Consider the following 9,465-nt stretch of genomic DNA (forward strand, 5'->3'; position numbering starts at 1 on the left):
GTGGGCCGCCGGGCGCCCGGCGGCCCACGCCTGCTGGTTCGGGGACACTCCGCCGCGTGTGCGCCGATCACCGAACCGGCCCGCGAGGGCCGGGGCTAGCAGTACAGGCCGAGGTCCGTCGGCTTCGGGGTGGCCGTCCGGGCGTCCAGCGGGCGGCGGCCCTCGGTCACCCAGCCCTCCCGGACCCAGTACTCGTAGCCGCCGATCATCTCCTTCACCGGGCGGCCGAGCGCCGCGATCCGCATCGCCGCCTTGGTGGAGCCGTTGCAGGCGGGGCCCCAGCAGTAGGTGACCAGGAGTTTGTCGGCGGGGAGCTCCGCGAGCCATTCGGCGGTGACGCCGTTCTCGGGGATGTTGACCGCGCCCGGGATGTGCGACTTCGTGTAGGCACCCTTGGCGCGGGTGTCGAGCAGCAGGAAGTCGTCGTGGCCGGCCTCGTGGGCGTGGGCGACGTCGGCCGGGTCGACCTCGAACGCGAGCCTGCCGGCGAAGTGGGCGTGGGCGGTGGCCGGGTCGGCGGCGGGGATCTCGGTGATCACGGAGGCGGCCCGGGAGCCGGGTGCCGAGGTGCCGCCCTGGTCGGGGGCCGGGACCGCGGGGGCGGCGGCCAGGGGCTCGGCCCGGGTGGGAGCGGCGGACGCGGTGGCCTGGGAGGTTGTCATGGGGATCAGTCTGCCGAGGTGGGGCGGGCGGAAATAGTGGCGCTGGCGACGGGTACCGCTAAGATTCCGCCATGATGATCTCGAAGCCGCACCGCGTCGCGGTCCTGGTCTACGACGGCATGACGCCGTTCGAGTTCGGCGTCGTCGTGGAGGTGTTCGGGCTGCCCCGCCCGGAGCTGGAGGTGCCCTGGTACACCCTCGACGTGTGCGCCGAGACCCCCGGCGTGCCGCTGCGCGCGGTCGGCGGGTTCGGCATCGTCGCCGACCACGGCCTCGACGTCCTGACCAGCGCGGACACCGTGATCATCCCCGGGGTGGCCTCGGTGCACGGCGACCCGTCCCCCGCCCTGGTGGCCGCGCTGCGGTCCGTGCGGGGCCGGCTGGTGTCGATCTGCTCCGGGGCGTTCGCGCTGGCCGGCGCCGGGCTGCTGGACGGCAGGAGAGCGACGACCCACTGGCGGTACGCCGACCTCCTCGCCCGCCGGTACCCCCTCGTGTCCGTCGACCCCGACGTGCTCTACGTCGACGAGGGCGACGTGATCACCGGCGCGGGCAGCGCGGCCGGCCTGGACGTGTGCCTGCACCTGGTGCGCGCCGACCACGGGGCCCGGATCGCGAACACCGTCGCCCGGCGGCTGGTCATCCCTCCGCACCGGGACGGCGGGCAGGCCCAGTTCATCGAGGCGGCCGTCGCGGAACCGGAGGTCGGGGACCCGATCGCGGACTCGATGGCGTGGGCGCTGGAGCGGCTCGGTACCCCTCTGACGCTCTCCGATCTCGCCCGGTCCGCGCACCTGGCGCCCCGGACGTACCAGCGGCGGTTCACGGCGCGGGTCGGGGTGCCGCCCATCCGGTGGCTGATCGGGCAGCGGATCGCGGCGAGCCTGCCGCTGCTGGAGTCGCCGGAGCTGCCGGTGGAGGAGATCGCGACGGCGGTGGGGTTCGACTCGGCGGTGACGTACCGGCACCACTTCGCCAAGGCGTTGCGGACGTCGCCCTCGGGGTACCGGAAGGCGTTCCGGGCCTGATCACGCGGTTGCCGCCCGGAAGCCCCGGGCCGGGGCCTGGTGACCGGCGCGGCGGCTACTCCGCCCGCACCCAGGCCCGCCGCGTCTCCCACAGGTTGCGCAGCGCGAAGATCTTCTGCTCGAACTCGGGGTCCCGGGCGCACCCCACCCCGTCATAGGGCGCCCGGAGCCGCCACACGGCCCCGGAGTCCCAGTACACGACGGGTACGGTCGCCCCGCGCCGGCGCTCGGCCCGGATGTCCGCGATCCGCGCCCACGGCACGTGCAACCGGCGCGGCCCGGTCGTCGGCCGCAGCCCCTCCTCGTCGGCCACCACCCCCAGCGACCGGTGCAGCACCAGGCCGGCCGCGAGCGCCGCGCCGGCCGCCGTCGAGGCCAGGACCAGCAGCCAGCCGGGCGCGCCGAGCGGTACCAGGATCGCGAAGCCGGCCCCGCACAGCGCGGTCCGGAACGCCGTGCGGCACAGGGTCTGCTTCCAACCGGGCCGATAGCTCACCAACACGTAAGGATTAACGATCGGGGATCGCATACGGTTGGTGTCATGACCGAGCACAGCGAACTGCCCACGACCGAGGCCGAGTGGCGCGAGCGCCTGACCCCCGCGGAGTACCGGGTGCTCCGCGAGGCCGGCACCGAGGCGCCGTGGGTCGGGGAGTACACGGACACCAAGACCATCGGGGTGTACCGGTGCCGCGCGTGCGGCACGGAGCTCTTCAGCAGCGAGACGAAGTTCGACAGCCACTGCGGCTGGCCGTCGTACTTCTCCCCGCTCGCCGAGGACCGGGTGACGCTGATCGAGGACACCACCCTCGGCATGAAGCGGGTCGAGGTGCGTTGCGCGCACTGCGACTCGCACCTGGGACACGTCTTCGAGGGCGAGGGCTACCCGACGCCGACCGACCAGCGCTACTGCATCAACTCGATCAGCCTGACCCTGGAGCCCGCCGGGGAACACTGACCCCCGGCGTCACCCTGCCGCGGTCCCCGGGGGCCCGGCGGTCACTGGCCCGGCTGCTTCACGGCGGGGGTCAGAGCCGTGCCCCCCGAGGTGTCGACCAGGCCGGTGACCGCGTTCCACCAGGTCGTGACGGCGCCGACGCAGGTCCTGGGCGGCGGGGCCTCGCAGGTGTTGCCGCCCATCACGAGCAACGAGGCCAGCAGCAGGGCGGACAGCAGCCTGGCCTTCCGGTCGTCGTTCACCGTGCGGACGACCGCCCCGAACATCGAGTGCACGACGGCCAGGCCCCCACAGACGAACTCGCCGTAGGCGTAGCACACGGCGGGCGGCCGCAGCCCGGCCCGCCGGAACCCGGTGGTCACGGCGAGCTCGGGGAGCAGCAGGAGCAGCCCCGCCAGCAGTGCGGCCTTCTCCGTGCACCAGTTCACGAAGGAACCCGCCAGCGGGCCGACGTACCGGATGGCCCAGCTCCCCAGGAGGAGCACCAGCAGGAACAACACCGGCAGCACCACGATGACCCGGACGTCCGCCGGCAGAAAGGCGAGCGCCCTGTCGACGGCACCGAGCGCGACGTCCAGGACCGACATCCCTAGTCCTCCTTCTCCGACGGGGGCGCCGTGCCCTCGTCGTCGGCAGGATCGGGTTCCGGCTTGACGTCGACGATCTGCTCCGCGGTCGCCGCCAGCGCCTGCGGGCTCAGGCCCATCATCGGCGATGCCGTGATCAGGCCGGGACGGGTCTTGACCAGCAGATCCTTGACGCCGTTGATGATCTCGGGGCGGAGTCCGTCCATGTCGGCCTCCTGGATGTGCCCCTTGTCGATCATCTGGGTGAGCAGGTCGACCCGCGCCTTGTTGTTGAGCGAGTTGTTCTCCGCGATCATCGTGATGACCTTGCCGGTGTCGTCAGGGTTGCGGCCCAGGTGCATGGCGAGCAGCGCCCCGTCGCCCCGGCTCATAGCCTCGGCGTACTGCTCGGTGCGCATCCTTTCGCCCTCTAGCTCAAGCAGCTTCTTGTCCCGCTCGTACTGCAACTCCCTGTCATCCTGGATCTTCTTTATCTCCAAATCGGTCTTCTGCTGAGCCAACTTGCGCTTGGCCTCGTGCTCGTCATGGAAGGCTGCCATTGCCTGCTCATGCACCTGCTTTCTGCGCATCAGCTCCTGGTTGACCTCGAAGGTCCGCCGGTCGCCCATCGCGATGGTGCCCACCTCGTCGAGGCCCACCCGCGCCGTGAGCTGGAGGACGATCCCGCCGGGCACCGGGTGCCATTCGACGGCGGCCGGCGGCTGGAACAGCTCGTTGATCCGCTGCTCGAAATTCCGGTACTCGTCGATCTCGTACTCACGGCTGACCGACTGCAGCTTGGCGTGCAGGTGGAACCGGATCACCTTCAGCCCGTCGTCGATCTGGTCGCGCACGATCCGCTCCGGGTCGCTGACGTACCACACGACGCCGAACTCGCACCGGAAGACGTACGAGTCCACCTTGCTCGGCAGGTCGAGGGTGAGCTGGTCGTGGTGGCGGGCCACGTCGACCTCGTACTGCCGGGTGTAGCCCGCGAAGGCCAACTCACCCCGGGTCGGCTGACCGCGCACCGCTGACACCTGTCCCCGGCTGTCCGAGTAGACCAGCGCCACGCCGGCGCCCAGCTGCGGGCGTCGGCCCAGCACCTGGAACCTCGACACCGGCTCGTTGGACAGGATCAACGGCACAACCTTTTCCGTCACGTGTGCTTCCCTTCTCACAGTGCCTTCAGTACGGCTTCGGCGCTCCCCGGCGCCGGCCCGTCATCGCTGTTCGTCCACTCGCCCGCCAGGAGCCGCACGATGTCGCGCGTCCGGGTGTGACCGTCCACGGCCGCCACGGCGAGCCGCCCGAGCGCGGCGGTCCCCGACGCGTCCGCGTTCACCCGGCGGGCCCAGCGGGTCAGCGCGTTCTTGGCGCCCTCGTTGACCACGGGGCTCGTCAACGCCCCCCGCCACAGGGCCGCCACGAGCCGGGCCGTCTCCTGCTCGGCCTCGGTCGCCCCCTCCGTGCCGAGCCCCCGGTTGGCCATCCAGAGCAGTCCGGGCCACACCGGGCCGTCCGGCCTGCCGTCGACCGCCTCACGGGTGACCAGGGTGGAGGACAGCCCCAGAAAGGCGAAGAACCCGGTGTACCGCCGCACCTTGTTGCGCTGGTTCTCCTCCGACCTCGAACGCCGCGGCGCGGACGTGGTGTCCCGCTCATCGACCGGCGGCCCCTGCTCCCCGGTCAGGGCCCACCGGTGCATGGCGCTCAGCACGTTCAGCGCCACGTCGTCGCCGCCGTGGATGACGAGTTCGCCCAGCGAGTCCCGGATCGCGAACAGCAGCTGGCGGTCCACCCTGCCGGCCAGTTCGCTCAGGACGCGCAGGGCACGGTCGGGATCGCGCAGACCGAGGCCCGAGCCGTAGGCGAGCGCCGCCGTGTACCGGCGGGCCGACGTCGAATCCGCCCTGCTCCACTGGTCGACCATCCGCCGCACGGGCACGGCCAGGGCTGGCTCCACTCCGGGGATCCCGACCGCGATGGCGGCCGCCTCCCGGTTGCGGAGGACGTCGCTGTCGGCCCAGGGCTCGAGCACCGTACTTCGGACGTAGTCGAACGAGTACCTGCTGAGGAAGCCCACCGCCGTCGCCGCGTGCACCCGCACGGCCGTCGCCGGATGCACCGCCAGCTCGCACAGCCACCGGAGCAGGTCCCGGCGGGCCCCGCCGTACTCGTGCCAGGTGCGGTGCAGCACCCGCTGCGGCCAGCTCGGATCGATGAACCGGACCACGTCGACGGGTGCCCAGCCGTAGGGGGTGCGGTGTGTCGTGCTGACCAGCCTCGCAAGTGCGTCGTTGAGCAGTTCCGTGCGCCGCCGGGCGAACGGGTCCTCGCGCGGCGCCGGCTTGTCGTCCTCCGGCGGGGGGAGGAGCCGTTCCCTGAGGTCGTCGGCCGCGTCGGCGACGGTCTCGTAGGCGAAGCCGCTCTCCCTGCTCCCGCCGTGCAGGACGGCGGCGGCGATGACCAAGGTCCGGGTCGCCAGGTCGGGGAGGTTGTCGAACCACGCGTCGAAGCTCTCCTCGGTCAGCCGGCGGAACCGGTCGCGGACCTCCACGACGGAGAAGTCCGGGTCCTGGCTCGCGTCGTCGAACATCCGGGCCAGGTCGGCGGCGCGGGCGATCCGGGCGTCCGAGGAGGCCCGGAGCAGTTCGATCACGTCGGGGTCCCCGAGGACGGCTTCGGCGGTCTGGCTGCCGGTCGGCCCCATCAGGTACCTCAGGTGGGTGGCGAACACCGTCTCGGCCGGCGGTGGCGCGCCGAGATCCGCGACGAACTCGGCGAGGACGGCGTCGGGGAGCCGGGCGTGCGTCTCCACGGTCACGACGAGCCAACTGCCGCGCTGCCCCAGGATGCCGTCGAGCCGGCGCAGTTCCAGCTCCGTCAGCCGGCTCGTGTTGGTCACGTTCCGCACGAGGTACCCCGTGCGCTCCTCCACCTCGTCCGCGCCGAACCGGCGCAGGTCGATCTCGGCCGGGAACTGGAGGAACCGGCCCGCCTCCGCGTCGTGCAACAGGCGCATCGCGGCCGTACCGCCCCCGTGTCCGGGGCGGGTCCGCAGCACCAGCACCCGGTGCCGGGACAGCATCGGACCCAGCGCGCGGAACCCCTCCGGCTCCACGAACGCGTGCTGCGCCTTGTGCAGGTCCTCCTCGGGGATGGGGACGCGGTGGCTCAGCGGGTCGAAGACGTGGGTGCCCCCGATGTAGACGTTCTTGCCGCCGAGCGTGACCTCGCCGATCGACGAGGCGCTGATCTCCTGGTCCCCGACGGCGAGCTGGCTCCGGGCCGCCGAGGCGCGCGGGAGCCCGAGGCTGTTCGCGGCGTCCGAGGCGTGGACGCTGTAGTCGCTCGGGTGCGTACCCGCGGACGACACCTGGCCGGCGACGCCCTCGGGCTCCAGCAGGGCGTCACCCGTCTCGGGCGTCGGCTCCGGAGCGGCGGCCTCGGGCGGCGCCTCCGTTGCCGTCACCGGAACCGCCCGGTGCCGTCGTTGTAGACGTTCTTGGTGCCGACCGTGACCTCGGCGACGGCGGCGTTGAAGGTCACGCCCCCGCCACCGGACGGCGGCGGTGTGGGGGCCGGCGGGGCCGGCGGCGGAAGGAGGTCGCCGGGAGGGCGGTTCATCCCCGGCACCCGCAGCCAGGCGACGTCGTCGAGTTCCTTGATGCTGACCCGCGCCGGGTGGTAGGGCTGCGCGTCGACCCCGGGGTAGCCGTGCCGGATGATCCCCTGGTAGACGGGGTCGGAGGCGATGACGACGAGGAGCGCCCGGGGGGCGTCGGTCAGGCAGCGCTTGGCGACTTCGGCATCGACGAGCCGGCACGCGGTGTTGAGTTCGGTGCCCACGTATCCGGCCGGGTCCGTCACGACCTCACCGGCGTGCACCGCGAGCCGGACCCGCATCACTAGGTCGGGTTCCGCGTCCGCGTTGTATGCCCGCAGCGCGTCGTCGAACCGCCGCACCGCGTCCCCCAACAGGACCACCTTGGACACCGAGGTGGGGACGAGCACGAAGAAGCCGTCGCCGCGATCCTGCCAGTGCGGCGCGGCCCCGGCGGGACACAGCGGGTCGAGAATCCGGTGGGCCATCCCGTACAGGGCCGCACGGAGCCGGAGTTGGCGCGTATCGGACCGGCGGCCAAAACTCTCGATATCGAACACGAGAATCGAGAAGTAGGTCGGGTCGAGCGACATTGTTCCTCCTGCGGGGCGCGCGCCATCCACTGATGGATACGCCGAAAATGGGAAGTGTTCAGCGTCAGATGACACTCAGGAGACAAGGAACTCGGGACCGGTGCGGAATCAGCGAACGCTCGAGTATCCAGCCAACTGGTCCGAGGCGAGAACAAGAACGGACTTTCGCCCGGTACGCACGACTCCGGCTTCCTGCAACGCGCGCAGGGCACGAACGACGGACTCCCGGGAGGTACTCGCGGCGCCCGCCAGCTCGCGGTGGCTGACGGTCACCTCGATCCCGCCCGGGACGGTCACACCGCGCAGACGGAGCATGTCGTGCAGCACCCTGGCGACCCGTTCGACGGAGGTGTGGCCGCCGTACTCGGCCCGCCGACGATCGGACTCCCTCAGCCGGCAGACCAGTTGGCGCAACAGGTTCCAGGCGAAGTCGGGATGGCTCGCCAGGCAGGCCCGGTACTTCTCGGCACTGACGGCGACGGCGCGCACGTCCTGGATGGCGCTGACCGTCGCGGACCGGGCGGCGCCGTCGATCGCGGCCAGCTCCCCCACGAGTTCGCCGGGCCCGCGGGTCGCGAGCACACTGACGTAGCCGCTCGCCGAGTCCGTGGTGACCCTGACCCAGCCCTCGTCGATCAGGACGACCCGGTCTGCCGGGCCACCCTCGTGGAACAGAATGGCGCCCTTGGCGAACACGACCGGAGCTCCAATGGTATGGAGATATTCCCGCTGTTCCTCGGATACGGGAATGATGTCATGGTTAGTCGGCTGCACGACACCTCTCTGACAAGAGATTCTTTCACAGCGTGATTGGCAATAAACGCAAGGTGAGAGTAGCCACCCACCCAACGCTTCGATATCAGCCTTTCCGCCATAGTCCACTCAGTACGTCGGAGGCATGATCAATTCGGGTGATCTTGGATGTGCGAGTACGCCACTCCACGCACGAGGCCGACCCGCCTTTTCGTCCACGATGGATGGTTCCCGCCCCCGGGGAGGGGCCCGGGAGCGTCGGCGCGCCGATCAGACCTTGCGGCGGGCCGCGAAGCCGGCGTCCTGGCGGTGGTACCAGTCGATGTCCTGATCGCCCTCCAGCCAGCACCACAGCACCGGCACGCCGTCGCGCTCACCCGGGAAGTCCAGCAGCAGCGGGGCGAAGCCCTTGACCTGCGCCCCCTGGGCGGCGACGTGCTCGACCGCCGCGAACAGCCGCGCCTCCAGGCTCTTGGCCTCGGCCAGGCCGCCGAGCGGGCTGGTGCCGTCGGTGGCGAGGTCGACCTGGAGTTCCGCGAAGTCGGCGCGCAGGGCGATCAGGTCGTCCAGCCGGGGGCGGAGCCGGGCCAGGATCGCGCGCGCCTCGTCGAGGGTGACCGGACCCGGGTCGGGCGCCGGTCCGGGGGACGAATCGAGCAGTCCGTCGTCGTGGAGCGCGCCGGAATCCGGCTCCGACGACGCGGGCTCACCCTGGGCGGAGGGCTGGTCGGGGTCCGGGGCGGTGGGGTCGGTCACGGCATTTCCACCGTCTCCGCGCGGGCGATCTCCGCGAGCGACGCGGCCAGGTACCCGGCCAGGGGCCTGTCCTCGGCGGCGACCAGGTCGGCGATCAGCAGGGTGGCGTGCCGGGCGACCGCCAGCGGGGTGGGCGCGGCGACCTCCTCGGCCTCCGGGTGCACACCGAACGCGCTGGTCACGAGGACCACCAGGACGGCGGCGTCGAGCTCGGGGAACCAGTCGATCGTGGACCGGACGCAGCGGGCGAGCGCCGCCTGCACGTCGTCGCCCGTGAGGCCCTCCGCGTGCTGGTCCTCCAGGAGGGTGCGGACGACCGCGCCGAGTACCAGTCGGATCTGTTCGGGGTTGAACTCCGCCAGCCGACCGGTCGCCTCGCCGAACGCGTCGGGATCGCCGGCCCGGGCGGCCTCGACCGCCTCGGTCGTGGTGGTGGCGATCGCGCGGGCCCGAGGGGGCAGGTGCTGCCAGGGCTTGTCCATCCGCCCAGGATCGCACGCGGCACCGACACGGCGCGTGATCGGCAGGGCCGCGCCCGGATG

11 protein-coding genes are annotated in these 9,465 nt (G+C 71.8%); 2 read left to right on the forward strand and 9 right to left on the reverse strand.

Annotated elements, in window-relative coordinates:
* Positions 1 to 95 precede the first annotated feature (95 nt).
* Positions 96 to 662 (reverse strand): rhodanese-like domain-containing protein, encoded by a 567-nt coding sequence (locus PT931_RS34835; RefSeq protein WP_456249981.1) that lies wholly within the window; start codon positions 660 to 662, stop codon positions 96 to 98.
* Positions 663 to 733: 71 nt separating this feature from the next.
* Between PT931_RS34835 and PT931_RS34840 the strand changes: the two genes are divergently transcribed.
* Positions 734 to 1,690, forward strand: a complete 957-nt coding sequence (locus PT931_RS34840) for a helix-turn-helix domain-containing protein (protein ID WP_456249982.1) — start codon at positions 734 to 736, stop codon at positions 1,688 to 1,690.
* A gap of 55 nt (positions 1,691 to 1,745) precedes the next feature.
* On the opposite strand, the gene PT931_RS34845 is transcribed toward PT931_RS34840, so the two are convergent.
* Positions 1,746 to 2,192 (reverse strand): hypothetical protein, encoded by a 447-nt coding sequence (locus PT931_RS34845; RefSeq protein ID WP_456249983.1) that lies wholly within the window; start codon positions 2,190 to 2,192, stop codon positions 1,746 to 1,748.
* Between the two features lie 39 nt (positions 2,193 to 2,231).
* On the opposite strand from PT931_RS34845, the gene msrB reads away from it, so the two are divergent.
* Positions 2,232 to 2,648, forward strand: a complete 417-nt coding sequence (gene msrB / locus PT931_RS34850; RefSeq protein WP_456249984.1) for a peptide-methionine (R)-S-oxide reductase MsrB — start codon at positions 2,232 to 2,234, stop codon at positions 2,646 to 2,648.
* 41 nt (positions 2,649 to 2,689) lie between these two features.
* On the opposite strand, the gene PT931_RS34855 is transcribed toward msrB, so the two are convergent.
* The 7 genes from PT931_RS34855 to PT931_RS34885 form a co-directional block, all read right to left on the reverse strand.
* The gene (locus PT931_RS34855) at positions 2,690 to 3,235 is read right to left on the reverse strand and encodes a hypothetical protein (RefSeq protein ID WP_456249985.1); all 546 of its coding nucleotides are present in this window, start codon (positions 3,233 to 3,235) and stop codon (positions 2,690 to 2,692) included.
* Between the two features lie 2 nt (positions 3,236 to 3,237).
* Positions 3,238 to 4,377, reverse strand: a complete 1,140-nt coding sequence (locus PT931_RS34860; protein WP_456249986.1) for a hypothetical protein — start codon at positions 4,375 to 4,377, stop codon at positions 3,238 to 3,240.
* 14 nt (positions 4,378 to 4,391) lie between these two features.
* A complete protein-coding gene (locus PT931_RS34865) occupies positions 4,392 to 6,689 on the reverse strand; it encodes a hypothetical protein (RefSeq protein WP_456249987.1) in 2,298 nt (765 codons plus the stop codon).
* Positions 6,686 to 7,414 carry a hypothetical protein gene (locus tag PT931_RS34870; protein ID WP_456249988.1) on the reverse strand — a complete coding sequence of 243 codons (729 nt, stop codon included), beginning with the start codon at positions 7,412 to 7,414 and terminating at the stop codon, positions 6,686 to 6,688. The genes PT931_RS34865 and PT931_RS34870 overlap by 4 nt, the downstream gene beginning before the upstream one ends.
* Positions 7,415 to 7,522: 108 nt before the next feature.
* Positions 7,523 to 8,110, reverse strand: a complete 588-nt coding sequence (locus PT931_RS34875) for a Crp/Fnr family transcriptional regulator (RefSeq protein ID WP_456249989.1) — start codon at positions 8,108 to 8,110, stop codon at positions 7,523 to 7,525.
* A 327-nt stretch (positions 8,111 to 8,437) separates the two neighbouring features.
* On the reverse strand, positions 8,438 to 8,923 hold the full coding sequence (locus PT931_RS34880) for a DUF2203 family protein (protein ID WP_456249990.1): 486 nt from the start codon (positions 8,921 to 8,923) through the stop codon (positions 8,438 to 8,440).
* Positions 8,920 to 9,405: a hypothetical protein gene (locus PT931_RS34885; protein WP_456249991.1), complete on the reverse strand. Its 486-nt coding sequence runs from the start codon at positions 9,403 to 9,405 to the stop codon at positions 8,920 to 8,922. The genes PT931_RS34880 and PT931_RS34885 overlap by 4 nt, the downstream gene beginning before the upstream one ends.
* Positions 9,406 to 9,465 lie beyond the last annotated feature (60 nt).

The sequence above is a fragment of the Longispora urticae genome (assembly GCF_053902585.1).